The sequence below is a fragment of the Micromonospora sp. NPDC018662 genome (assembly GCF_044391475.1).
Lineage (GTDB): Bacteria > Actinomycetota > Actinomycetes > Mycobacteriales > Micromonosporaceae > Micromonospora.
Genome location: NZ_JBISAC010000001.1, coordinates 224,056 through 248,703, shown reverse-complemented (window position 1 = coordinate 248,703; position 24,648 = coordinate 224,056). Strand labels below are relative to the sequence as shown.

Genomic DNA, 24,648 nt, shown 5'->3' with positions numbered 1-24,648 from the left:
GATGCGCGTCCTGGTGATCGACAACTACGACTCGTTCGTCTTCAACCTCGTGCAATATCTCGGCCAGCTCGGCGTGGACTGCGAGGTCCGCCGCAACGACGAGATCGACGTCGCCGCGGTCGGCCGGGCCGGTGCGGCCGGCGTCCTGCTGTCGCCCGGTCCGGGCAGCCCGGACCGCGCCGGCATCTGCCTGGACGTCATCCGCGAGTACGCCGGCAAGCTGCCGCTCTTCGGCGTCTGCCTCGGCCACCAGGCCATCGGCGAGGCGTTCGGCGCGACCGTGACCCGCGCGCCCGAGTTGCTGCACGGCAAGACCTCCGAGGTACGCCACCGCGGCGACGGTGTGCTCGCCGGCCTGCCCGACCCGTTCACCGCCACCCGCTACCACTCGCTCGCCGTGCTGCCCGAGACGCTCCCCGACGAGCTGGAGGTCACCGGCTGGACCGGCTCCGGCGTGGTGATGGCGATGCGGCACCGTACGCTGCCGATCGAGGGCGTCCAGTTCCACCCCGAGTCGGTGCTGACCGAGGGTGGTCACCTCATGCTGGCGAACTGGCTCGCCGCGTGCGGCCACCCGGAGGCGCTGGAGCGGGCCCCGGAACTGGCCGCCGAGGTCGACGCGCGACGCCGGGCCGCGTTCGCCACCACCTGACCATCCGGATACGCCACGCGGCGGCACCCCGGTGGGGCACCGCCACGTCGAGTCGGTCAGTGGTCAGCCGTTGCCGCGCGTCGGCGGGATCGACGGGATCGGGAAGCCGCCGCCACCACCGGCACCCGGTGTGCTCGGCGACGCGGTGGGGGTCGGGCTCGGCGACGGGCTCTCGGACTCCTCCGGCAGCGGCACGTCGACCTCGATGGTCACGGTCTCGCCCTTGGCCAGCTTCTTCCCCCCGGACGGGGACTGGCCGCTCACCTTGCCCGCCTGGGCCGACTCGACCTCGTCGCCTTCCACCACCCGGACCCGGTAGCCGGCACCGGTGAGCTGCTTCCTCGCCTGGTCCTCGGTGAAGCCCTTGACGTCCGGCACCTCACTGACGTTGCCCTTGGAGACCTCGAGCGTCACCTTGGTCTTCGGCGGCACCGAGCTGCCCTCCTTGGGCGTCACCTTCGTGACCTGACCCTCCGGAGCGCTGTCGTTGACGTCCTTGCGGTCGACGGTGAGCCCCAGCCCCTCCAGTTGCGCCTTCACGCTGGTGTAGGTGCCGCCCACCAGGCTCTGCGGGATGGTGACCTCGCCCGGGCCGGTGCAGATCTGGACCGTGACGGGGGTGTTCTTGTCCACCCGGAGGCCCGGCCCGGGGCTCTGCCCCACCACCGTGCCCTCCTTGCACTCCGCGTTCTGCACCGGAGTGCCAGGGACGTAGCGAAGCCCGGCCCGGGTCAGCGCGGCCTGCGCGTCGGCCTGGGTGCGGTCGCCGAGCTGCGGGACGGAGACCTTCTCGGTGCCGGCCTGGTTGAGCCAGAGCGCGGTGCCCAACGCGATCACCGCGAGCACGCCGAGCGCGGCGAACGTGGCGATGACCCACGAGGAACTCCGGCGCTTGCGCGGGTCCCCGACCCGGGCCGGCGGCTGCTGGCGGGTCTGCGGGCCCATCATCTGGGTCTGCTGAGCCGCCTGGTAGCCGCCCGCGGCGGCCGCCATCGGCATGGTCTCCTCGGCCGGCATCACCGGGGTGGCCAGCACCGGCCGACCGGCGGCGGCGCGGAGCAGGTCCGCCCGCATCTCGCCGGCGCTCTGGTAGCGGTTGAGCGGGTTCTTGGAGAGCGCCTTGAGCACGATGGCGTCGACCGCGGGGTTGACGTCCGGGTTGATCGTGCTCGGCGTCGGCGGCTGCTCCCGGACGTGCTGGTAGGCGACGCTGACCGGGCTGTCCCCGACGAACGGCGGGTGCCCGCAGAGCAGCTCGAACAGCACGCAGCCGGCCGCGTAGACGTCGGAGCGGGCGTCGACCGCCTCGCCGCGCGCCTGCTCCGGGGAGAGATATTGCGCCGTGCCGATGACCGCGCTGGTCTGCGTCATGGTGGTGGCGCCGCTGGCCAGCGCCCGGGCGATGCCGAAGTCCATCACCTTGACCTGGCCGGTCTGGGTGAGCATCACGTTGCCGGGCTTGATGTCCCGGTGGATGATCCCGTGCCGGTGGCTGAACTCCAGCGCCGCGCACATGTCGGCGCAGATCTCCAGCGCCCGGCGCGGCTGGAGCCGCCCCTCGACGCCGAGGACCTCCTTCAGGGTCCGCCCGTTGACGAACTCCATCACGATGAACGGCAGTGTCTCGCCGGTCGGGGCGGTCTCCTCGCCGGTGTCGTAGACGGCGACGATGGCCGGGTGGTTGAGCGAGGCGGCGTTCTGCGCCTCGCGGCGGAACCGCATCTGGAACGTCGCGTCGCGGGCCAGGTCGGCACGAAGCATCTTGATCGCGACGTCCCGCCCGAGCCGGAGATCGCGACCTCGGTGCACCTCCGCCATGCCGCCGTAGCCGAGCAGCTCGCCGACCTGGTACCTGCCACCGAGCAGGCGGGCCTGCGCTGTCATCGCGTCTCTCGTCCTTCGCTCGTCGTCGAACCGCCGCCGGCCGGCTGGAGGCGTACCTCACGACGGTACGACGTGCGGACCGGATAGTCGCCCCCGTACGCGCGCACCGCGCCGGAGGTCACGCTCACACTCGCCGGACCGGGGGCGGCCGAACCGTACTTCCGGTACCAGAACGAGATCACGCCCGAGCAGAGGATGACCAGCACCGCCACCAGGATGGCGGTCGTCCAGAGCCCGGACCGCGAGCGGCGGGGCGCCGGCGGCGGGGCCGCGACGGGCGGGCGAGCGTACCCCAGGGGGTTGTGCGGGGGCCGGGGGTGCGGGACGGGTGCCGCGCCGCGCGGACCCACCGGTGGGCGGGCCTGCGGGGCGGGATGCGCGACCATGGTCGGGCGCGGCGCCACCGGTGGGCGGGCCGGCACCACAGGTGGCCGGGGCTGCGGGCGGGGCGCGGCGTTCGGCACCTGCGCCCGCGCGGTCGGCGCGGCCGGCGAGGCCGGTACGCCGGAGATCGGCCGCCCGCCGCGCGCCTGCTGGGAGAGCGCGAGCTTGGCCTGCCGGGCGACACCGGCCAGCGCGGCAGCGCTGGACCAGCGGGCCGCCGGGTCCTTCGCCATGGCCCGCTCGACGATCGCCCGCACCTGCGGCGGGATGTCACCGGGGAGCGCGCGGGGGGCGTCCCGCACGTGTTTCATGGCGATCTCGAGCGGGTTGTCCCCCTCGAACGGCCGCCGGCCGGCCAGGCACTGGTAGGCGACCACGCCGAGCGCGTACACGTCCGAGGCGGGGGTGGCGACCGCGCCGGTGGCCTGCTCGGGCGAGATGTAGGAGGCGGTGCCGAGCACCGAGCCGGCGGCGGTGAGCTGGCCGACCAGCTCCGACCGGGCGATGCCGAAGTCGGTGAGCACCAGCGTGCCGTTCGGCCGGACCAGCAGGTTGCCCGGCTTCACATCGCGGTGCACGATGCCCTTCTCGTGCGCGGCGTGCAACGCGTCGGCGGCCTGGGCCAGCAACGCCATGGTGCGGGCGGGCGTGAGCCGGCCGACCCGGCCGAGCGTGGCGGAGAGCGCGTCGCCCTCGACGTATTCCATCACCAGGAACGCGATCTGCTGGTCGCTGCCGAAGTCGTAGACGTCGACCACGCCCGGGTGGTTGATGGTGGCCATGGTCCGTGCCTCGCCCCGGAACCGCTCGGCGAAGCCCGGCTCGTCGAGCAGGGCGGGCAGCAGGCTCTTGACCGCGACCGTCCGGCCCAGCACCTGGTCGGTGCCGCGCCAGACGTCACCCATGCCACCGCTGGCGATCCGCTCGTCGAGACGGTAGCGGTTGCCGAGCTGCACCCCCGGGCTCAGCACGTCAGCGCCTCCCGGAGTCCGCGATGGCGGCCGCCATGATCCGGCCGGCGATCCGGGCCGCCTCCGAGCTGCCGCCGCTGCCGGCCTGCTCCAGCTCCACGCAGACGGCGGAGAGCGGCGTGCCGTCCTTGTCCAGCGCGAAGCCGATGAACCAGCCGTGGTCCGGCGTGTTCGGGCCGGACTGCGCGGTGCCGGTCTTGCCACCGACCACGTACCCGTCGATGGCGGCCCGGCGACCGGTGCCCTCCTTCACCACGTTCTGCATCATCGAGCGCAGGTCGGCCGAGACCTGGCTGCTGACCGGGCGGCGCAGCTCGCGCGGCTTGGCCGCGTCGTAGACCGTGGTGCGGTCCGGCCCGAGCAGCTGCTTCACCAGGTACGGGCGCATCTGGCTGCCGCCGTTGGCCACCGCGGCGGCGATCAGCGCGCCCTGCAACGGCGTCATCCGCACGTTGTTCTGGCCGATCGACGACTGCGCCAGCGCGGCCTGGTCGGTGCTGCCGTCCGGGTTCTGCATCTCGCCGGTACGGCTGGCCGCGACCGGGAGACCGCCGTCACCGTTCTGGCCGACCGTGAGGTCCTCCTGCTCGAAGCCGAACTGCTTCGCCTTCTCCTTGACCTTGTCCGCGCCGAGCCGCACGCCGAGCTGCGCGAAGCCGGTGTTGCAGGACTCGGTCACCGCGTCCCGCAGCGTCACCTGGGACTCCGGGCAGATCGAGGGCGCGGCGTTCTTGATCGGCACGCCGGCACCCGGCGCGGTGTAGCTCGAACCGGCCGGGATCTGGGTCTGCTGGCCGATGCCGTTCTCCAGCGCCGCCGCGGCCATGACGACCTTGAAGGTGGAGCCGGGCGGCAGCACCTCGGAAAGCGCGCGGTTGGCCAGCGGCCGGTCCTTGTCCTTCTCCAGCGCGTTGTAGGCCCGGTCGGCCTCCGTGCTGGAGTGGCTGGCCAGCGGGTTCGGGTCGAAGCTCGGCATGGAGACCAGCGCCTGCACCGCGCCGGTACGCGGGTCGATCGCGATCGCCGCGCCCTTCTTCGCCCCGACCTGGTTGTCGTTGAGCTGCTTGAACGCCGTCTCCTGGGCCCGCTTGGAGAGGGTCAGCAGCACGTTGCCGCCACCGGTCTCGTCACCGGTGAACATGTCCTTGATGCGGCTGGCGATGAGCGCGTCGCTGGTGCCGGCGAGGAAGTCGTTCTCCACCCGCTCGATGCCGCTCGCGCTTCCGTTCACCGGCTTCCAGCCGAGCACGTGCGCGTACATCTCCCCCTGGGGGTAGGTGCGCAGGTACTTCAGCTCCCCGCCGGTCTCCTTGCTGAGCGCGTACGCGGTGCCGCCGACCTCGATGTTGCCGCGCTTGCGGTCGTACTCGGCGACCTGGACCCGGCCGTTGTAGTCGCTGGTGCGGTATTCGTCGGCCTTGTAGGCCTGGATCCAGTTCAGGTTCGCGAAGAGCAACCCGAACAGGATCATCACGACCACACCGACGCGGCGCAGGGGTGCGTTCACGGCCGGATCACCTCCGTGGGAGCACCGTGCAGCTGGTCGGGCGGGCCGCCGGCGGGCCGGGCCGCGGGGCCGCGACCGCCGGTGACCGGCCGGCGGGCACCGTCGGAGACCCGCAGCAGCACGGCGATCAGCAGCCAGTTCGCCATCAGCGAGGAGCCACCGGCGGACAGGAACGGGGTGGTCTGACCGGTCAGCGGGATCAGCTTGCTGATGCCACCGACGATGACGAAGACCTGGAGGCCGAGCGTGAACGCCAGGCCGCCGGCGAGCAGCTTGCCGAACGAGTCGCGCACCGCCAGCGCGGCCCGCAGGCCCCGCTCGACGATCAGCAGATAGATCACCAGCAGCGCGGAGAGGCCGAACAGGCCGATCTCCTCACCGATGCCGGCGAAGATGAAGTCGGTCTGCACCTCGGGCAGCAGCGTCGGCTGGCCACCGCCCGGCCCGGCCCCGAAGAGACCACCGGTGCCGAGCGTGAGCAGGCCCTGGACGAGCTGGTAGCCGCGGTCGTAGGGCTCGGCGAACGGGTCGAGCCAGATCTGCGCCCGGTCGTAGAAGTTGGCGAACGGGCCACCCACGGTGCTGCCCAGCAGGTAGGCCAGGTAGGCGCCGCCGAAGAACAGGATCAGACCGATGAGCAGCCAGCTCACCCGCTCGGTGGCGACGTAGAGCGTCACCACGAACATGCCGAAGTAGAGCAGCGAGGTGCCCAGGTCCTTCTCGAAGACCAGCACCAGGATGCTGACCATCCAGACCACGAGGACCGGCCCGAGGTCGCGCCCGCGCGGGAAGTCGATGCCGAGCACCCGCCGGCTGGCCAGCGAGAGCACCTCCCGCTTACGCACCAGGTAGTAGGCGAAGAAGGTGAGCAGGGCGAGCTTGGCGAACTCACCCGGCTGGATCTGGAACCCGCCGACCCGAATCCACAGCTTCGCGCCGTTGATCTCGGAGAACCGGCCGGGCAGCACCGCCGGGATCATCACCAGCACGATGCCGGCCAGCCCCAGCGTGTACGCGTACCGCGAGAGTGAGCGGTGGTCGCGCAGGATCGCCAGCAGCCCGGCGGCGAGCACCACCGCGGCCAGCGTCCAGGCCAGTTGCCGACCACCGGTGCCGGCGAAGATGGCCAGGTCGGCCCGCTCCGCCGGCGCGGCCTGGGCCAGGTCGTAGCGGCGCAGGAAGCCGACCCCGATGCCGTTGAGCAGGGCCACCGCCGGCAGCAGCGCCGGATCGGCGAACGGCGCGAGCCACCGGATCACCAGGTGCAGGCCCAGGAAGACCAGCCCCAGCGCGGCCGCCGGGACCCAGAAGTCCGGCGTGATGGTGTCCAGCGCCTTCGCCTCGATCATCGCCGAGTATGCCGCCACCAACACCATGGCGAGCAGGAGCAGGGACAGCTCGGCGTTACGCCGGGACCGGGCCAGGCGTACGCCGGACTGCTCGCCCGTCGAGGCGGGCGAGGCGGCCGGTGCGGCGGCTGCGGTCACGGATGAGTCCTCGGGATCGAGCCGGCGCTCACTCCGGCGACCGGCAACCGGCGGGATCGGCCGGCGGAACGGTGTCGGAGGGTACGGCGTCGGGCGTGATGGTCAACGTCGGCGTGGGCGTCGGCGTGCCGGGCGGCGGGGTCGGCGGCACGGCACTGCCGGTGACCGCCGGGGACAGCGCTCCGGCGGTCGCCACCGGCGTCGGGCTGGGCGTGGCCGGCACGGTGCCGGGCGCCGAGCCGGGCGGGCAGAGCGGCTTGAGGTTCGGGTTGGCCGGGTCGTCGCTGGTCAGCTCCGCCAGCCGGCGCTCGGCGTCCGGCTCGCTCTTGGCCTGGATGCCCTGCTTCACCCGCTCCTGGGCCGCCAGGGTCAGGTCGTCGAGCCGGGACTCGCTGCGGGCGTGCACGTCCGACAGGTCGAGCCCGGCGACCTGGCCGGGCACCCCGCGGAAGACCGCGAGCTGGCCGTCGTCGGTGGCGCCGACGTAGTACTGCCGCTGGGTGTACGTCCAGCCGCCGAAGAGGCCACCGGCGACGATGACCGCCAGCGCGAGCGCCATCGCCACGGTCCGCAGCGGCCGTCGCCGGCGCGGCTCGGGCTCGTCGTCGCGGTCGTCGGCCGGCTCCTCGGGCGCGGGCGCCCGGGGCGCGGACAGCGCCGAGGCGCGGGCCGCCGGGGTGGAGTCGTCGGCCGACGTCGCCATGCCCCGGTCCCGGGCGGCGGCGCCGCCGACGATCGGGGACGCCTCGACGATGTCCTGGTCGGTCGCGTCGGCGATGATCACCGTGATGTTGTCCGGCCCGCCGCCGCGCAGCGCGAGCTGCACCAGGCGCTCCACGCACTGCTGCGGGTCGGGGTACTCCCGCAGGGTGTCGCCGATGGTGTCCGCGCTGACCACGCCGGAGAGACCGTCCGAGCAGATCAGGTAGCGGTCGCCGGGCAGCACCTGGCGGACGCTGTATTCCGGGTCGATGTCGCGACCGTCGAGCGCGCGGGTGAGCAGCGAGCGCTGGGGGTGGCTGCTCGCCTCCTCCGCGCTGATCCGGCCCTCGTCGACGAGCATCTGGACGTAGGTGTCGTCCTTGGTGATCTGCGCGAACTCGCCGTTGCGCAGGAGGTAGGCCCGCGAGTCACCGATGTGGACCATGCCGAGCTTGCTGCCGGAGAAGAGGGTCGCGGTGAGCGTCGTGCCCATCCCCTCCAGCTGCGGGTTGGCGTCCACGGTGTCGCGGAGTTGCTGGTTGGCGGTGCCGACGGCGGATCGGAGCGCGTCGACCAGGGCGTCACCGGGGACGTCCTCGTCGAGGGGCGCCATGGCACCGATGACGATGTTGCTGGCGACGTCACCGGCGGCCATGCCGCCCATGCCGTCGGCAACGGCGAGCAGCCGCGGTCCGGCGTAGACGGAATCCTGATTACCGTCTCGGATCAGACCGCGGTCACTGTGGGCCGCATAGCGCAGGGTCAGAGTCATGGCCGTAATTCGAGGGAAGTGCGGCCGATCCGGATCGGCACGCCGAGGGGGACGGGGGTTGGTCCGGTGACCTTAGCGCGATCCAGGTAGGTGCCGTTAGTCGATCCGAGGTCCTCGACGTACCACTGCCCGTCACGGGGAACCAGCCGGGCGTGTCGCGCCGAGGCGTAGTCGTCGGTGATCACCAGCGTCGAGTCCTCCGCCCGACCGATGGTGATCTGGGCCTCCCCGAGCGTGATCCGGGTGCCGGCGAGTTGACCGGCGGTGACCACCATCTGGTGGGCGGCGCGACCCCGCTTGGCCTTCGCCGGCTTACCGGGCGGGGCGGGCTGGTTGGTCGACGCGCCGACCCCGCGTGGCGCGGCGACCAGCCGACCCGACCGGGCCCCCGCGAAGAGGTCCCGGCGGATCACTCCGACCACCGTGAAGACGAAGATCCACAGCAGGATGAGGAACCCGAACCGGGCAACGGTGATGACGAGCTCCGGCAACGGGGATCAGCCGTCCACGCGGAAGGTCAGCGTCGTGGTGCCGAGCTGGATCATGTCGCCCGGGTTGAGGGCGACCGCCGAGACCCGCTGCCCGTTCACCATCGTGCCGTTGGTGGAGCCGAGGTCGGTCAGCACGACCTGGCCGCCGTCGAAGTCCAGCCGGGCGTGGCGCCGGGAGATGCCGACGTCGGGCAGGCGCAGGTTGGCCTGGTCGCCACGGCCGATCACGGTCGAGCCCATCTGGAGCGGGTAGGTGCGCCCGTCGCCGGAGACCAGGCGGACGTTGCGGCCGCCGCCGTGGCCGGGCGGCGGGCCGTAGCCGCCACCCTGGTCGTAGGCCGGGTACGCCGGGCCGGCGTCGTAGCCGCCCTGGTCGTAGCCGCCCGGCGCGGAGACCGGGGCGACGTCGCCGCCGGTGTAGACCTCGGCGGTGACCCGGAACATGCCGGTGTCCAGCCCCTCACCACGTTCGACCTCGACGATCACGTCGCCGTAGACCGTCCAGGCCTGCTCGCCGATGAACTCCGCCTGCGACTGGGCCAGCTCCTGGGCCAGCGCGGCGGCGTACGGCGCCAGCCGACTGTGGTCGTACGGCGAGAGATCGATCACGTAGCGGTTGGGCACCAACGTGCGCCCACCGGCCAGGATCGCCTTGTGCGCCTCGGCCTCCCGCTGCATGGCGTTGAGGATCTCCACGGGGTGGACCACCCCTTTGAAGACCTTGGCGAAGGCCCCTTCGACCAGGCCTTCCAGACGCTTCTCGAAGCGTTGCAGCACGCTCACCGGCTCCTCCTCGGGTCCCGAGGCAATGATGGTATCCGGACACCGCCTCCGCAGCTCACACGCCGCTCGGCCGGCTACCGTCGACCCGTTCGTGACCAGGCCCGCGAGCGTGCTACAGTTTCGCCCGCCACGAGCGGTGATCGTTCGTGGCGTGACCAGTGGACAGCGTAGTATGTCCCGGCACCCGCCGCAGATGGCGGGCGAGGGATGCGATATGGTGTTCCGGGTCGTGCCACGGGGATGTGGCGGAATGGCAGACGCGCACGGTTCAGGTCCGTGTGTCCGAAAGGACGTGGGGGTTCAACTCCCCCCATCCCCACCACAACGAGGGCTCCGCAGGCTGCGGGGCCCTCGCGCCGTATCGGGGCGTACCGGACGTCACGCTATGCTCCGATGGTTTCCCTGCCTCCCATGGACCAGGAGTGGCGTGTGAGTGTCGCGTTGGTGACCGGTTCCGGCGGTCTGATCGGCTCCGAGGCGGCCCGGCACTTCGCCGGCCTCGGTCTCGACGTGGTCGGCATCGACAACGACATGCGGCGGTACTTCTTCGGCGAGGACGGCTCGACAGCGTGGAGCCTCGACCGGCTCGCCGCCGACCTCGGCGCCGCGTACACCCACCACGCGGTGGACATCCGGGACCGGGACGGCCTGGAGCGGGTCTTCACGCGGTACGGCCGGGACATCGCCGTGGTGATCCACAGCGCCGCCCAGCCGAGCCACGACTGGGCCGCCAAGGAGCCGTACACCGACTTCGACGTGAACGCCGGCGGCACGCTCAACGTGTTGGAGAACACCCGGCGGCACGCCATCGACGCGCCGTTCATCCACTGTTCCACCAACAAGGTCTACGGCGACCGGCCGAACACGCTCCCGCTGATCGAGCTGGAGACCCGCTACGAGCTGCCCGAGGACCACCACTGGTACGGCGGCATCACCGAGGACATGTCGATCGACGAGTCGCTGCACTCGATCTTCGGCGCCTCGAAGGTGGCCTCGGACGTGATGGTCCAGGAGTACGGCCGGTACTTCGGCATGAGGACCGCCTGTTTCCGGGGCGGCACGCTGACCGGCCCGGCGCACTCCGCCGCCGAGCTGCACGGCTTCCTGGCGTACCTGATGCGGTGCGTGATGGAGGGCCGGACGTACAACCTCTTCGGCTACAAGGGGAAGATGGTCCGGGACGCGATCCACTCCCACGACGTGCTCACCGCGTTCGAGGCGTTCTTCCGCGAGCCGCGCTCCGCCCAGGTCTACAACCTCGGTGGCGGCCGACACTCCAACACCTCGCACATCGAGGCGTTCCGGGTCGCCCAGGAGATCACCGGCCGCGAGGCCCGGATCAACTACGTCGAGCAGGCCCGCACCGGCGACCACCAGTGGTACGTCAGCAGCATGGCCCGGTTCGAGGAGCACTACCCGGCCTGGAAGATCACCTACGACGTGCCGATGATCCTCCGGGAGATCTACGAGGCGAACGCCGACAAGTGGGTGCCGAAGGCATGAGCGGCGGCACGAAGCGCAACGTGCTCGGCGTCGGCGTCGACGCGACCGACTACGGACGGGCCACCGAGGCGGTGGTCGACGCCGCCCGCGAGCGCCGGCCACTGGCGCTGACCGCGCTGGCCGTGCACGGCGTGATGACCGGGGTGCTCGACCCGGCGCACAACGCCCGGCTCAACGCGTTCGACGTGGTCACCCCGGACGGCCAGCCGGTGCGGTGGGCGCTCAACCTGCTGCACGGCGCCGGCCTCACCGACCGCGTCTACGGGCCGGAGCTGACCCTGCGGGTGCTCGCCCGGTTCGCCGACGAGGGGCTGCCGGTCTACCTCTACGGCTCCACCGAGGAGACGCTGTCCCGGCTGATCCCGGCGCTGGAGCGCAAGTTCCCCGCGCTGAAGATCGCCGGCGTCGAGCCGTCCAAGTTCCGGGCGGTCCACCCGGGCGAGGACGCCGAGATCGCCGACCGGATCCGGAGCAGCGGCGCGCGCCTCGTCCTGGTCGGGCTGGGCTGCCCCCGGCAGGAGGTCTTCGCGTACGCCATGCGACCGCTGCTGGACATGCCGCTGATGGCCGTCGGCGCGGCGTTCGACTACCACGCCGGCCTGCTGCGCAACCCGCCGCCGTGGATGCAGCGCGCCGGGCTGGAGTGGTTCTGGCGGCTCGGCCTGGAGCCGAAGCGGCTCTGGCGCCGCTACGTCATCCTCAACCCGGCCTACCTGGCCCGCCTCGCGGCGCAGAAGACCGGCCTGTGGAAGGCCACCCCGCCGGCGCCGGCCACCGGGCGTCCGTCCACCTTCGACGTCTGACCCGGCCGGACCCCTACGGGAGAACGTTCCGGGTCGACCGGGGTGCCGTCCCGGATTCGGCCGACGTCGAACTGGGCAAGGCTGGGCCCATGGATGACCGTCTCGCCCTGCTGCTCCCCGTCGCCGCCGTCTGGCTGGCCGCCGGCCTGGTCGCGGAGGGCCTGCCCGGGCTGGACCGCGCCCGCGCGCTGCGCCGGCGTACCGGATGGTTGTCCGCCCTGGTGCTGACCGGCCTCACGCTCACCGCGGCGGTCCTCGCCGCGGGCCTGCAGAGTGCCGGCGACACGGCGCTCGACCGGGCCGCCGCCGGGCTCACGGTCGCGGCGGCCCCGGCGACGCTCGTCGCGGTCTGCACGGTACGCCGGCTCCGGCGGCTGCGGGCCGGCGCGGGCGCCTTCGCCGCGGCGCCGGGAACCCCGGCCCCGCACGGGTTGCGGGCCGCCGCCGCGCACCCGCTGATCGCGCTTCCAATCCAGGCGACCGCGCTCGCGGTGCTGGTGGCGGTGCTGTCGGCCGCCGGGCTCGACCTGTTCGCCGCGCCGGGCGTGGCCGGCCCGGCGCTCACCGTCGCGGTGCTCGGCGTGTCCGCCATCGGGGTACGCCACGCGCTGCGGCACAACCGGCTCGCCGAACGGGCGATGCCCCGGGCGACGGCGGGGTCAACGCGTCCGGCCGGCGCCCTGCACGTATAGCAGTTCCAGGATCGCCCGGGTCGCCTCGAACCAGCGGTCCAGCCAGCCGGGCGGCGGCACGCTGCCCTTGGGCGGCAACTCCAGCAGCAGGCCGCGCAGCAGCGGATGGTCCACCAGGGACTCCTGCTGCTCCACCGGCCACCCGCTGGGCGGGAACGACGGCTCGGTCAGCGGGTTCGGGTCGAGCGACGGCAGGGAGAGCGGCGGGGCGGGCGGCTCCGGCGCGCCGGCGTCCCGGCCGGTGAGGTCCTCGCCGTCGGTGGAGACCACCTCGGTCAGGACGGTGTCCCGGCGGGCCCCGCGGTACTTGCCACCGAACCGCTCGGGCTTGCCCGGGCCGTTGGTGAGGTTCTCTGAACCGATCGTCGTCATCCGTCTCGCCTACCTCGTTCGGTTGCCGATCCGTGCGGTTCAACGAGGCGGAACGGAACAGGCGACGGGTGTCCGGCGTCGGTGACCGTGGACGAAGGCGGCCCCGCCCGGCGACGTTGGCGGGCGGGACCGTTCCTCAGGGGTTCGATCAGCTTTGGCCGAAGGCTCCGCCCCTGGCCCGGGCGACGAATGCGTGCCAGTCACCCGGGGCGAAGACCAGGGCGGGGCCCGCCTTGTCCTTCGAGTCCCGGACGCCGACCGCCCCGGTCACGTACGCGACCTCCACGCAGTTGTCGCAGTTCGGCCCACTCTTCGAGCTCTTGAACCACGTCGCCTGCGTCAGGTCCACGGGGAACTCCTTGGTCGCCATTTCCACAGCGGCTCCTCTGCCAGTCTCGCGATGTGTGCGACGGACTCCTCCGGTCGAATGGCCGCTGCTCGAATGTGATCGAAGATGAAGCTGTACCTCTGAAGCTCGTCGCTCTTCTCCAGGAAGAGCCCACCCGTGGCGTTCTCCGCGTACACGACATCGGGATCACTCGGTTCGGGAAAGCTGAGGATCGTGAAGGTGCCGTCCATACCGGCGTGTGCCCCCACCTCGAAAGGGAGGACCTGCACCGTCACGTTCGGCAGTTGGGCCACCTCCACCAGCCGCTCGAGCTGGCCACGCATCACCGCGTCGCCGCCAACCGGCCGGCTCAGCACCGCCTCATCGAGCACCACCCACAGATCGACCGGATCGTCCTGGGTCAACAACGACTGCCGGCCCAATCGGACACGCACCCGTTGGTCGATCTGGTCGGCGGTGAAGTCCGGACGGGCGGCGCGGATCATCGCCCCGGCGTACTCCTCGGTCTCCAGCAGGCCGGGCACGACCTGCTGCTCGTACGCCCGGATCTGGCTGGCCGCGGCCTCCAGGCCGACGTACGCGCCGACCAGCACGGTGCTGTACGGGTGCCACCACCCCTTCTGCCGGGCCTCGCGGGCGATCTGCACCAGCTCGTCGCTCTCCGCGCCGACCACCCCGTAGATGCGGAGCATGTCCCGCACGTCGCGGGGTGTCGCGGTGGTGTGCCCGGTCTCGATCCGGGAGACCTTGGACGCCGAGCACTCCAACTGCTCGGCGACCACTTCGATGGTGATGCCGGCGGCTTCCCGTTGCCGGCGGAGCTCGGCGCCGAGTCGGCGCCGACGGATGGTCGGGCTACGCCGTTCGCTCACGACGCGGCCCCAGGACTCACAGTCACCCCGCTACCTCCGGTCGGTCGCGCCCGGTTCCACACCCGCCGTGGGCGCGACCGGCGAACGGCGGGCAAGCGTTCGCGGCAGGGGTGGTGCCGGTCGTCGACCGGCCGCGACGGGCGAAACCGGCGTCCAGTGTGCCGGCCCGGCACCGAAGGCTTCAAGCGTCCCGTTCACGTGTCCCGCTCACCTATCGGCAAAAGTCGACGTGCAACTTGCATGACGCACGTCGCTGATGCACTCTGTGCGTATGGCACGGGTTACTCACCGTCTTCGCTTGATCTCCGCGCGTGGTGACACCACGATGCGCGGGACGACCGGAGGCGAGCCGTCCCGTGCCGTGCGACCTGCCCCGGAAAGAAGACCCCACCGCTGCACGCCAGTTTGGCTGCGGCGGCGGGAGCGGTAACCGGGAGCAGCCGGGTGATGGTCGGGTGGCGGCTCGCCACCGTGGGTACGGCCCGACCAGCACCGACCGACCGCCGGTCCACGAGGTAGACCCCCCGTCACCGGACCGTACCGACCCGTTCAACCTCGCCGGCCCCGCGCCGGCCGAACCCTCCCAGGAGCCCATGTGCTTCCCCGCTCCGGTGACGTACTGCACGTGACGCGCGCGGCGAGTGTCCAGTTCTTCCGACCGATCATGTTCCGGATGATCCGGGTGCTCGACTGGCCGGCCTACGACGGTTGGCTCTGGCTCGACGGCTACGAGTTGAACGCGGCGGGGGACGCGGTCAACCGGCGGTCGATCTTCGTACAGCAGGAGGGGCTGCGGCAGATCCAGGCCGCGCCGGTCCCCCGGCAGCACACCGTCCGGCCGGCCCGCCGGCCGGTCGTCCGGACCCCGGTCCGGGTGGGCTGACCTCACGATTTCCGGCCGGTGGGCGTGCCGCCGCCATAGAATCGGTACGCCCACCCCGGCACGTTCCACCCGCGCGCCACGGACCCTGAACCAGGGATGGTCATGGTCAATCTGCCCGCCGCGCGACGGCACCACCGGTCCCGCACCGGCTATGCCCTCGGGCTCTTCGTCTTCCTCGGATTCGCGACCGCGCTCGCCCTCGTGGTCCGTCACCCGGCCTTCTCCGCCACCGAGCAACTGGCCGTACCCGTGCCGGCTCCGGAGATCACCGTGGCCGGCGCGGACGCCCGGCCGACCGCCGGACCGGCCGGGGACGAGCCGGCCGCGAACGAACCCGCCGAGGACGAGCCGGCCGAGGTCGAGCAGCCGTCGGCGGCGGACGGGACCGACGTGTCGCCCCCGTCCGGTGCGGGCGGCGGGGCCGGCGAGGACACGCTGGCCGACCGCCCCACCGGATCGGCGGACCTCAGCCGGCCGCTGCTCTACTCCGGCCTGCTCGGTCTCGCCATCTCGCTGGCCGGGCTCGGCCTGGTCGGCACCCGCCGCAGACAGTGGTGAGTGAACGTCAGGGCGTGGCGGTGGTGGCCGGTGCGGAACCCGGAGTGGTCGAACCGGTCGTCGGCGCGCCGGTGGTGGGCGCGGCGGAGGCGGCCACCACGAGCGTGACCCGCTCGCCCGCACCGACCGAGTAACCGGCCTCCGGATCCGTGGCGATCACCGTTCCGGCCGGCCGGTCCGACGACCGGCGCTGCACGCGGTAGTCCACGCCCAGCCGGTCCAGCACCAACCGGGCGGCCGACTCCGGGAGCCCGACCAGCGGCGGCATCGGCACCTCCGCCGCCGTGGTCGGCGGCGTGCTCGGCGGGGAACTGGACGGCGCCGCGCTGGTCGGTGTGGCACTGGCCGAGGTGGCACTGGCCGGCACGGACACGCTGGGCGCGGCCGACGGCGTTCCCGGACCGGAGTCACGGTCCGCGGCCCGCAACGCCAGCCACACCCCGGCCGCGATCAGCCCGATCAGGATCAGGGCCAGGACGCCCAGCAGGATCGGCATCCACCAACGGCGCCCGGCCTGCTCGTCGCCGTACCACTCGGCGCCCGGCTCCGGATAGCCCGCCGGCCGTGGCGGCGGCACCCCGGCCCGGCCGGACCAGGCCGCGCCCCCGACCGGCTCCTGCCGGCTGGTGGCGTCGAGAGGCCGGGGCGCCCCGGCGGGCAGCGCCCGGGTGGCATCCGCGTCCGCACCGGCTCCGGCCGCGTTCCGCGGCAGCGCCCGGGTGGCGTCCGCGTCATCCGCGGGTGGTTCCTGACGGTCGTCGCTCATGACACACGTCCTTCCCGCACCGGGAACGGGGCACGGGCCCTCGAACGTCCACGGTAGCGGGCCCCGGCCACGCCGGCCGGGATCAGCGCGCCGGCCGGCGTCAGGGCGTCGGCGACGGGCTGCCGGACGGCGTGCCGGACGGCTCGTTCCCACAGGTCAACGACACCTGATCGTTCCAGTGGGCGAGGCCCCCGGCGACCGGGTCCTGCCCGGTGACCGGCCCCTGGCGACCGGTGCGGTAACGGGGATAGAGCCCCGCCTCCACCAGCTCGTCGGCGGCGTCGGAGCAGGACTCGGCGCCCACGTCGGGCACGGTGACCTCGGGTGCCGGCCCGGCGACCCAGACGGTGACCGTGACACCCCGCCTCACCGGCGCCCCCGGCCCGGGTGAGGTGCGCTCAACGGCCCGTCCCGAGCCGCTCCCGAACACCAGCCGCCAGCCGAGCCGGCGGTCCCGCAACTCCTGCCGGGCCCGCACGAAATCGGTGCCCACCAGCTCCGGCACGGTGAGCCCGGCCGGCGTACGCGAGCGCGTGCCGGTCGGGCGGTCCTCGCCGGTCCGGCCCGCCGTGGGACTCGCCCCGGTCGGGACGGACGACGGGACGGCCGGCGGCGACGCGGCCTCCGACGAGGCGGTCGGCCGGTCCGGCTCGCCGGCCAGGATCCAGCCACCGCTGGCCCCGATCACGGCCAGCAGGACCGCCGCCAGTCCGCCGCCGACGAGCAGCCGGGTCCGGTCCGGGCCGGTCTCGTCGCGTACCGGCTGCTGCTCGTCCGTCATCGCGTCCCCCGCCTCAGTCATCGGCGACCGTAACCGGTGCCGCCAAGCCACCCGCGCCCGGCCGGCCGCTGCCACGACTCGCCGGGCCGACCTCGGGACGCTACGCTGCCCGGCATGGCCAGACGGGGCTGGGGAGGATCGACCGCCGCCGCGCTCGGCGTCGCTGCCGGCGCGGGCGCCGCGCAGCTCGGCTTCGGCTATGGGCTCGGCATCATCAACTGGGCGCCCACCGGCACCGTACGCGTCGAGTCGGCCTGGGTGGCGAGCCTCGCCTGGGCCACCTGGATCGCCGCCACCTCGGTCATCGCCGGCGCGGTCTGCGCCCAACGCCTGCGCGGCGGCGGGGACGAGCCGGCGGGCCTTCTGCCAAGGCTCGGGCTCGCCCTCGCCGCCGGTGTCGGTGCGCTGGTCACCGTGCTGCTGGTGGCGGTGCCGGCCCGGGCCGCCCGGGTCCCGGACACCACCGCACCGCAGACCGTCGCCGCCGCGTACGCGGGTGCGGGGCTGGTGCTCGGCGTACTGCTGGCGACCTGGGCGCTGCACACCCGCGCCGCCGCCACCAACCTGATCGCCACCACCGGCTGGCTCTGGCTGCTCGCCGTGGTGTCGGTGGTCGACGGAGTGCTCTCCGGCCGGGGCCTGACCACCGCCCAACTCGGCATCTGGCAGATCAGCGCGGACAGCGCCCGGTTCTGGATCCGTGACTACTTCTACTGGCCGGGTGCGCTGCTCTCGCTGGTCTCCGCGCTGGTGATCGGAGTGCTGGCCGCCCGGCGCGCGACCCGGGCCCCGGAGGTGCGGGTCGGCGCGGCCGCCTCCGGTGCGGCCGGTCCGCTGCTGGTCGCGCTGGCGTACCTGCTGGCCGTGCCGCGGCTGGCCGGAATCGCCGCCGAGCAGTTGTCGGCCCACCTGATCGCCCCGTACGCGGTGATCGCCGGCGTGGGCGGCTCGATGCTGATGGCCGCGCTGGCCCAGCGCGCCGACCGTCGGGCCACCGCGCCGAGCGGCGCGACGCCTACTACGGCCGGTCCCGACACGGCGGAGCCGGCCGGGCCTACGCCGCAGAGGTCCGTCGATCCGGAGCGGGAGAGCACCTCGGGCTCCGAGCCGGCCAGGGAGGCCGACCTCGGTTCGCCGCCGATGACCGTGGAGAAGCCGAACGTGTCGCCCGGCCTCGCCGGTGAGCGGCCCGGGTCGCCGGGTCGCGCCGCCCGGACCGGCGCCGATCGTCGTGGCCGGGCGGTGCCACAGCAGCGGCAGCCCGAGGTCGTGCCGCCGGACGACCCGGCCGGCAGTCGCGACGACGAGCCGGGCACGGGCGAGCCGGGCACCGAGCGGGCTCCGGCTGGGCCACAGCCCGGGCCGTCGTCGCCGGCCGTCGAACCGAAGACGCGCCGCCGCGCCCGCTGATCCGCCCCGGCTCCGACCTTCGGCCGACCCCCGGGCCGGCACCACGCCGACGAACCGGCGACACGCCCAGTCAGGTCCGCACGGGAAGACACCGCCTTGAAGCGGTATACCTCTTAGGCATAATTATGCCTAAGAGGTATACCGCTCCGGGGCGACCTCTTCCCGGGACGGCGACACGCCCGAGTGGGTGAGCTACCAGCCGGGCCGGCCGTCGATCAGTCGACGGGCCAGGTGTGGACGGGCTCGTTGGTGCGCTGCAACTCGGCGTAGCGCTGGACCATGTGGTGCAGCGCGGCCTTCCGGTCCATGCCCCGGTGCCGCTCGGCCGCCCACACCGTCTCGGTCTGCCAGACCGCGCCGTTGCGGCCGGTACGGCAGCGTCCCTCGATCACGCCGAGGAGGCGGTCCCGCTCGGTCGGGGTGACGCCGAACCGGTCCAGCCCCTGGGCGGCCACCGGCAGCAGCGTGTCGAGGACGAGCGTGGTGACCGGCACGTCGCCGAGCTTGGGCCAGTGCAGCACGGCGTCGATGCCGCGCCGGGCGGCGGCGTGGAAGTTCTCCTCGGCCGAGCTGAACGTGAGCTGGCTCCAGATGGGACGGTCGGACTCGGCGAGGCCGCGGGCGAGGCCGAAGTAGAGCGCGGCGTTGGCGAGCATGTCCACCACGGTCGGACCGGCGGGCAACACCCGGTTCTCCACCCGCAGGTGCGGGCGGTCGTTCATGATGTCGTAGACCGGCCGGTTCCAGCGGTAGACGGTGCCGTTGTGCAGCCGCAGCTCGCCGAGCTTGGGCACGCCGCCGGCGTGCAGCACCTCGACCGGGTCCTCCTCCTCGCAGATCGGCAGCAGCGGCGGGAAGTAGCGGACGTTCTCCTCGAACAGGTCGAAGATCGAGGTGATCCAGCGTTCACCGAACCAGACCCGGGGGCGTACGCCCTGGGCCTTCAGCTCGTCGGGCCGGGTGTCGGTGGCCTGCTCGAAGAGCGCGATCCGGGTCTCCGCCCAGAGCTGCCGGCCGTAGAGGAACGGCGAGTTGGCGCCGACCGCGACCTGCACGCCGGCGATGGCCTGGGAGGCGTTCCAGTGGTCGGCGAAGCTGTCCGGCGCGACCTGGAGGTGGAACTGGAGGCTGGTGCAGGCGGCCTCCGGTGCGATCGAGTCGGTGTGCGTACGCAGCCGCTCGACGCCGTTGATGTCCAGCTCGATGTCCTCGCCGCGGGCGCCGACGATCTGGTCGTTGAGCACCCGGTAGCGCTCGTCGGTGGAGAGGTTGTCCGCGACCAGGTGCCGCTCGGTCAGGGTGGGCAGGATGCCGACCATCACGATGGCGGCGTCGGACTTGGCGGCCCGCTCGTCGGCGCGGCCGAGGCTGCTGCGCAGGTCCTGCTCGTAGTCGGTGAAACCGGTGCCCTCGATGAGCCGGGGCGAGGCGTTGAGTTCGAGGTTGAACTGCCCCAGCTCGGTCTGGAAGAGCGGGTCGGCGATGTCGGCCAGGATCTGGTCGTTCCGCATGGCCGGTTCGGCGGCGGCGTCGACCAGGTTCAGCTCGATCTCCAGCCCGGTCATCGGTCGGTCGGCGTCGAAGCCGAAGTCGTCCAGCATCAGCGCGAAGACGTCCAGGCATCGCCGGACCTTCTGCCGGTAGCGGACCCGATCCTCGCGGGAGAAGGCGCCCTGCTCGACGTCCCTGCCCATGTGTCCTCCCGGCGCCGGTGCGACGGAACCGTTGGCGTTCCGCAACGCATTGTGAACCATTCACGTGATGTGCGTAAGAGCGTCCGGCCCGCGAACCGCGGGCCGGACGCTGGTCTGCACCTGTACCCCGCCGTCACCTCGCCCAGCGCCGTTAACCAGCGAACAACACGTGACAATCCGCACCGCACCGCGCCGGCGCCCACCCCGACCCCCGCAGCGGCGGGATGGGAACGGGAACGGGCCCGCGCCGTCCGGGGACGGTGCGGGCCCGTGGCCTGGCGAGGGTCAGCCCTGGCGGATGGCCTCGCCCTCGATCTCGATCTTGACCTTGCGGCCGACCAGGACGCCGCCGGTCTCCAGCGCGACGTTCCAGGTGAGGCCGAAGTCCTCGCGGTCGATCTCGGTGTGCGCGGAGAAGCCGAAGATGTCCTGCCCGAACGGGCTGCGGCCGACGCCCTCGAACTCGACCTGGAGGTCGACCGGACGGGTCACGCCCTTGACGGTCAGCTCGCCGGCGAGCACGAACTCGTTGCCCTCGCGGGACTTCACGCCGGTGCTGCGGAACTCCAGCGTCGGGAACTGCTCGGCGTCGAGGAACTCCGGGCTGCGCAGGTGCCCGTCCCGGTCGGCCTGCGCGGTGTTGATGCTGGCGGCCTGGATGCTGGCCGTGACCGAGGACTGCAGCGGGTCGTCGGTGACGGTGATGGTGGCGGTGGCGTCGGCGAACTCACCGCGTACCTTGCTGACCATCATGTGCCGCGCGACGAAGCCGACGCGCTTGTGCGCGGCGTCCAGGAGGTACGTGCCGGGGGCGGGGATGGTGAGACCCTCCCAGTCGCGGGTAGTCGCCTCGGTGCTGCTGGTCATGATGCGCTCCTCCGGAGAAGATTGTTTAGTAGCCCAACGGCTGACTAAGCAACTATAGCCACAGCAATATTCCCGGTGTCAAGTGTTGCTAGGATGGTGACGTGGATCAGAACGTGTTCGACGACCCCCGGATCACCGCCGTCGGCCTGCTCGTGGAGGCGCACGCCGGGCTCTCCGCCAGGTTCGCCGCCCAGTTCGAGGAGCACGGGCTCTCCCCGGTCGAGTTCGAGGTGCTCACCCGGCTCGCCCGTTCCCCCAACAACCAGCTACGGATGACCGACCTCGCGGCCCAGACGTCGCTCTCCACCAGCGGGGTGACCCGGGTGGTGGACCGGATGGAGCGCGACGGCCTGATCCGCCGCCGGGCCTGCCCCTCCGACCGGCGCAGCTCGTTCGCGGTGGTGACCGCCGCCGGCCTGGCCCGGCTGGACGAGATCCTGCCCGGGCACCTGAAGATCATCGAGCAGTGGTTCACCGGCCAGCTCGAACCGACCCAGCTCGACGGGCTGCTGGACGGGCTGCGTCGGGTCCGGGACGCGGTCCACCCGGGTGCCACGGCCGGCAGCACCGAGCCGGCCGGGAACACCACCTGCTGAGCCCGACAGCTACTCGCCGGTCACCGGCAGAATGACCGGCAGAACCGCCGGCACGCCGGGGCAAAGGCGGTCAATTACCCCCGAAAACCTCAGGGTGGCTGGCTAAGCTTTCCGGCGCGGGGGGCACCGGGGGGTGCTGGCGCGAGCGTGGAGCGAGGGGCAGCACCAGGGGGCTACTTCGCTCGCGCCACCCCCGCGCCCTCCACCGGCAGCGGCCCCGATCAGGCCCGGCCCGCGCGTCCCCGCTGCGCGGACAGCGCATAGAGCAACTCTTCCTCGCGGGGCAACAGGTTGACGCCGGTGATCTGCCGCGCCCGGTCCAGCCGGTCCAGCACGGCCGGATCCCCGGTGCTGGCCGCCAACCCCACCAGCGCCTCGACCAGGTCCCGCCGGTCCGCGCCCCCGGCCGCCGCCTCCGCCGCCGAGGCGAACCACTCCGCCGCCAGCTCGCGGTCTCCCCGCTGCAACGCCACCTGGCCCTCGATCAACGCGCGGAGCGCATCCTCGGTGTGGGCGTCCCGGCCCACGCCGGGCGGTTCCCACCGCTCGACGGCCGGCGCGCGACGCGGACCCGGCACCGGGCCGGACGGCCACAGCTCGGCCACCACCGCAAGCGCCTCGTCGTCCCGCCCCTGGAGCGCGAGCGCCAGCCCGACCGTGCCCATGGTCCGGCGACGCCGGCCCGGATCACCCAGCTCCACGAGCGCGGACGCCGCCCGCCGCCCCTGCTCGGCCGCCTCGGCGTAGCGGCCCTCGAACCGGGTCAGCTCGGCCAGATCGGCCCGGGCCAGCAGACGGAGCCGCTGGTCGCCGCACTGCGCCGCCAACCGGTCGACAGTGGCCAGCCGCCGCCGGGCGCCGGCCAGCTCCCCCACGCGTACGTCGTGCCAGGTCAGGTGGGACTGAGCGACCGCCATCTCGCGTACCCGGCCGTGCCGGGTGGCCAGCGTCAGTGCCGCCTCGGCCTGCGCACGGGCCTCGTCGTGGGCCCCGAGCCCGCGCAGCACCGCGCAGAGCACCGACCGGGCGGACAGTTCCCCGGTCACGTCGCCGACCTCGGCGAACACGGCCAGCGCCGCCCGGGCCGCCGGTAGTTCCTCCGGCCCCGCGCCGTGCTCGGCGGCCAACCGCGCGGCCCCGAGCAGGGCCCAGGCCCGCAGCACCGGGCGCGCGTCGGCGGTACGCGGATCGGCCAGCAGCCGGCGCAGCCACCGGCGGCCGGAGACGTCCCGCCCGCGCAACCGCCACCACCGGGGCAGCGCGGCGGCCAGCAGCAACGCGGTGGCCGGCGCCTCCTCGGCGGCGTACGCCAGCGCGGCGGCGATGTCACCGGTCGCCTCGTCGAGCAGGTGCACGGTGCCGGGCAACTCGGTGCCGACCAGGCCGGGCGCGGTACGCCGGACCAGCGCGGCGATCACCGACGCGTGGCGGAGCCGGATCCCCGCCGTCTCGCCCGCCAGGTCGGCCTGCTCGGCCGCGAAGTCGCGGACCGCGTCCAACAGCCGGAACCGGAACGGGCCGGTGCCCCGGACGCTCAGCAGGCCCAGCTCCCGCAGTCGGTCCAGCAGCGGTACCACGTCCCAGCCGTCGCTCCCGTCGGCGAGCAGTTCCTCGGCCAGCGCGACCGACCAGCGGTTGCGGAAGGCGGAGAGCCGGCGCAGCGCCGCGCGTTCGGCCGGAGCGAGCAGGTGGTAGCTGGTCGCGACCGCCTCCCGCAGCGTCACCGTGCCGGCGGCCGGATCGGCGGGTGCCCAGCCGGGACGCCCGCCGGCCAGGTCGAGGACCCGGTCGCCGTACCGGTCCAGCAGCTCGGTGACGTCGAGGATGCGGCCCCGCGCGGCCATCAGCTCGATCGCCAGCGGCAGGCCGCCGAGGCGGCGGACCAGCGCCGCGAGCGCCGGTAGCTCGGCGGGCGTGGGCGGTGCGTGTCGCGCCTGGGTGAACCGGGCGGCGAAGAGCGCTGCGGCGGGCCAGCGGTCCAGCTCGGCCCGGTCGGCCGGCTCGACGCCGGCCGGTGGCACGTCGAGCGGCGCCACCGGGCGGACCAGCTCGCCGGACAACCCGACCGGGCGGCGACCGGTGGCCAGGACCCGCAGGGTCGGCGCGGCAGCGGTCAGCGACCGCAGCGCCTCGGCCACCGGCCCGGGCGCCCGCTCGACGGCGTCGACCAGCAGCAGCGCCGGCCGCCCACCGAGCCGGCAGGGCAGGTCGGCGAGCCGGCTCACGCCGAACACCGCAACCGCGGCAGCGAGCACGTCGGCGGCGTCCGAGCCGTCGCCGACCAGGATGCCGACCACGCCGGCCGGGTGTCGGGCCGCGACCGCGTGGGCGACGGAGAGCGCGAGCGCGGTCTTGCCGACCCCGGCGAGCCCGACCAGGCTCACCACCGGATGCGCGTCGAGCAGGGCGGCCACCTCGGCGGTGTCGCGTTCCCGGCCGAGCAGTGGCACGGGCTGGGGCAGCGTGATCGGCGTACCCGGATCGGGGTCGACCGCGACCGGTGCGGAGGCCGCCACCGGGCGGGCGGTGGCGACGAACTCCCGGCGGGCCGAGCCGGTCAGGGCGAGCGCGTCGGCGAGCAGGTCGACGGTGGTGCGTTGGGGCCGGGTCGCCCGCCCGCGCTCCAGATCGCGGACGGTCCGCACCCCCACGCCGGCCCGGCCCGCCAACTCGGCCTGGGTCAGGCCGGCGGCGAGCCGGTGCCCGCGCAACAGATCGGACAACGGCGTCCGCCCGCCCGGGCTCCGCGAACGATCATGCTCGGGAGTCATGGGCACGAAGAGTACGGAGGGGATCCGACGCTCTACAGTCGATCGTCAACCACCCGACCGTACGACGCCGATATCCGACAGACGGCTGAGTCGGGCGT

General features: G+C 73.2%; 23 protein-coding genes and 1 tRNA gene. 9 read left to right on the top strand and 15 right to left on the bottom strand.

The genetic code is table 11. The features are described from left to right. Window position 1: 1 nt before the first annotated feature. Complete coding sequence (locus tag ACH495_RS01215; RefSeq protein WP_396855765.1) at window positions 2–652, top strand: aminodeoxychorismate/anthranilate synthase component II; 651 nt, start codon at window positions 2–4, stop codon at window positions 650–652. A 63-nt stretch (window positions 653–715) separates the two neighbouring features. Here the strand turns inward: ACH495_RS01215 and pknB are convergent, their stop codons facing one another. From pknB to ACH495_RS01180, 7 genes are read right to left on the bottom strand one after another with little or no spacing between them, the layout of a single operon-like run. Next, window positions 716–2,536, bottom strand: a complete 1,821-nt coding sequence (gene pknB, locus ACH495_RS01210; protein ID WP_396855764.1) for a Stk1 family PASTA domain-containing Ser/Thr kinase — start codon at window positions 2,534–2,536, stop codon at window positions 716–718. After that, complete coding sequence (locus tag ACH495_RS01205) at window positions 2,533–3,891, bottom strand: protein kinase (RefSeq protein ID WP_396855763.1); 1,359 nt, start codon at window positions 3,889–3,891, stop codon at window positions 2,533–2,535. Before ACH495_RS01205 ends, pknB begins: the two co-directional genes overlap by 4 nt. A 1-nt stretch (window position 3,892) precedes the next feature. Beyond that, window positions 3,893–5,398, bottom strand: a complete 1,506-nt coding sequence (locus ACH495_RS01200; RefSeq protein WP_396855762.1) for a peptidoglycan D,D-transpeptidase FtsI family protein — start codon at window positions 5,396–5,398, stop codon at window positions 3,893–3,895. Further along, complete coding sequence (locus ACH495_RS01195) at window positions 5,395–6,885, bottom strand: FtsW/RodA/SpoVE family cell cycle protein (protein WP_396855761.1); 1,491 nt, start codon at window positions 6,883–6,885, stop codon at window positions 5,395–5,397. The genes ACH495_RS01200 and ACH495_RS01195 overlap by 4 nt, the downstream gene beginning before the upstream one ends. 28 nt (window positions 6,886–6,913) lie before the next feature. Next, window positions 6,914–8,359, bottom strand: coding sequence for a PP2C family protein-serine/threonine phosphatase (locus ACH495_RS01190; protein ID WP_396855760.1), 1,446 nt, complete (start codon window positions 8,357–8,359; stop codon window positions 6,914–6,916). Next, window positions 8,356–8,850 (bottom strand): FHA domain-containing protein, encoded by a 495-nt coding sequence (locus tag ACH495_RS01185; protein WP_181571056.1) that lies wholly within the window; start codon window positions 8,848–8,850, stop codon window positions 8,356–8,358. The genes ACH495_RS01190 and ACH495_RS01185 overlap by 4 nt, the downstream gene beginning before the upstream one ends. A 6-nt stretch (window positions 8,851–8,856) precedes the next feature. Beyond that, window positions 8,857–9,660, bottom strand: a complete 804-nt coding sequence (locus ACH495_RS01180) for a DUF3662 and FHA domain-containing protein (RefSeq protein ID WP_107158181.1) — start codon at window positions 9,658–9,660, stop codon at window positions 8,857–8,859. Between the two features lie 209 nt (window positions 9,661–9,869). Between ACH495_RS01180 and ACH495_RS01175 the strand changes: the two genes are divergently transcribed. From ACH495_RS01175 to ACH495_RS01160, 4 genes are all read left to right on the top strand, one after another. Next, window positions 9,870–9,955, top strand: a tRNA-Leu gene (locus ACH495_RS01175). Between the two features lie 71 nt (window positions 9,956–10,026). Then, window positions 10,027–11,136, top strand: a complete 1,110-nt coding sequence (locus tag ACH495_RS01170) for an NAD-dependent epimerase/dehydratase family protein (protein WP_396855759.1) — start codon at window positions 10,027–10,029, stop codon at window positions 11,134–11,136. After that, entirely contained in the window at window positions 11,133–11,939 is an 807-nt protein-coding gene (locus ACH495_RS01165) for a WecB/TagA/CpsF family glycosyltransferase (protein ID WP_396855758.1), read from the top strand. The genes ACH495_RS01170 and ACH495_RS01165 overlap by 4 nt, the downstream gene beginning before the upstream one ends. An 89-nt stretch (window positions 11,940–12,028) precedes the next feature. Then, window positions 12,029–12,631, top strand: coding sequence for a hypothetical protein (locus tag ACH495_RS01160; protein WP_396855757.1), 603 nt, complete (start codon window positions 12,029–12,031; stop codon window positions 12,629–12,631). On the opposite strand, the gene ACH495_RS01155 is transcribed toward ACH495_RS01160, so the two are convergent. From ACH495_RS01155 to ACH495_RS01145, 3 genes are all read right to left on the bottom strand, one after another. Continuing rightward, a complete protein-coding gene (locus ACH495_RS01155) occupies window positions 12,599–13,003 on the bottom strand; it encodes a hypothetical protein (protein ID WP_396855756.1) in 405 nt (134 codons plus the stop codon). The two genes, ACH495_RS01160 and ACH495_RS01155, sit on opposite strands and share 33 nt — an antisense overlap. 148 nt (window positions 13,004–13,151) lie before the next feature. Continuing rightward, the gene (locus ACH495_RS01150; RefSeq protein WP_107158178.1) at window positions 13,152–13,373 is read right to left on the bottom strand and encodes a DUF397 domain-containing protein; all 222 of its coding nucleotides are present in this window, start codon (window positions 13,371–13,373) and stop codon (window positions 13,152–13,154) included. Next, a complete protein-coding gene (locus ACH495_RS01145; RefSeq protein WP_396855755.1) occupies window positions 13,343–14,224 on the bottom strand; it encodes a helix-turn-helix domain-containing protein in 882 nt (293 codons plus the stop codon). Before ACH495_RS01145 ends, ACH495_RS01150 begins: the two co-directional genes overlap by 31 nt. A 595-nt stretch (window positions 14,225–14,819) precedes the next feature. Here ACH495_RS01145 and ACH495_RS01140 point away from each other — a divergent pair. Together ACH495_RS01140 and ACH495_RS01135 are read left to right on the top strand one after the other, a co-directional pair. Then, on the top strand, window positions 14,820–15,107 hold the full coding sequence (locus ACH495_RS01140; RefSeq protein WP_396855754.1) for a hypothetical protein: 288 nt from the start codon (window positions 14,820–14,822) through the stop codon (window positions 15,105–15,107). 102 nt (window positions 15,108–15,209) lie between these two features. After that, complete coding sequence (locus tag ACH495_RS01135; protein WP_396855753.1) at window positions 15,210–15,665, top strand: hypothetical protein; 456 nt, start codon at window positions 15,210–15,212, stop codon at window positions 15,663–15,665. A 7-nt stretch (window positions 15,666–15,672) separates the two neighbouring features. Here ACH495_RS01135 and ACH495_RS01130 read toward each other — a convergent pair whose 3' ends face one another. Together ACH495_RS01130 and ACH495_RS01125 are read right to left on the bottom strand one after the other, a co-directional pair. Next, on the bottom strand, window positions 15,673–16,431 hold the full coding sequence (locus tag ACH495_RS01130; RefSeq protein ID WP_396855752.1) for a PASTA domain-containing protein: 759 nt from the start codon (window positions 16,429–16,431) through the stop codon (window positions 15,673–15,675). A gap of 100 nt (window positions 16,432–16,531) precedes the next feature. Continuing rightward, window positions 16,532–17,233, bottom strand: a complete 702-nt coding sequence (locus ACH495_RS01125; RefSeq protein ID WP_396855751.1) for a PASTA domain-containing protein — start codon at window positions 17,231–17,233, stop codon at window positions 16,532–16,534. A gap of 93 nt (window positions 17,234–17,326) precedes the next feature. On the opposite strand from ACH495_RS01125, the gene ACH495_RS01120 reads away from it, so the two are divergent. Then, window positions 17,327–18,622, top strand: coding sequence for a hypothetical protein (locus ACH495_RS01120; protein ID WP_396855750.1), 1,296 nt, complete (start codon window positions 17,327–17,329; stop codon window positions 18,620–18,622). A 215-nt stretch (window positions 18,623–18,837) separates the two neighbouring features. Here ACH495_RS01120 and ACH495_RS01115 read toward each other — a convergent pair whose 3' ends face one another. Together ACH495_RS01115 and ACH495_RS01110 are read right to left on the bottom strand one after the other, a co-directional pair. Further along, window positions 18,838–20,316, bottom strand: a complete 1,479-nt coding sequence (locus tag ACH495_RS01115) for a glutamate--cysteine ligase (protein ID WP_396855749.1) — start codon at window positions 20,314–20,316, stop codon at window positions 18,838–18,840. 285 nt (window positions 20,317–20,601) lie between these two features. Then, entirely contained in the window at window positions 20,602–21,183 is a 582-nt protein-coding gene (locus ACH495_RS01110) for a YceI family protein (RefSeq protein WP_107158171.1), read from the bottom strand. 101 nt (window positions 21,184–21,284) lie between these two features. Here ACH495_RS01110 and ACH495_RS01105 point away from each other — a divergent pair, with 101 nt between their 5' ends. Next, window positions 21,285–21,779: a MarR family winged helix-turn-helix transcriptional regulator gene (locus ACH495_RS01105; RefSeq protein WP_396855748.1), complete on the top strand. Its 495-nt coding sequence runs from the start codon at window positions 21,285–21,287 to the stop codon at window positions 21,777–21,779. 221 nt (window positions 21,780–22,000) lie between these two features. Here the strand turns inward: ACH495_RS01105 and ACH495_RS01100 are convergent, their stop codons facing one another. After that, a complete protein-coding gene (locus ACH495_RS01100) occupies window positions 22,001–24,550 on the bottom strand; it encodes an ATP-binding protein (RefSeq protein WP_396855747.1) in 2,550 nt (849 codons plus the stop codon). Window positions 24,551–24,648: the final 98 nt, after the last annotated feature.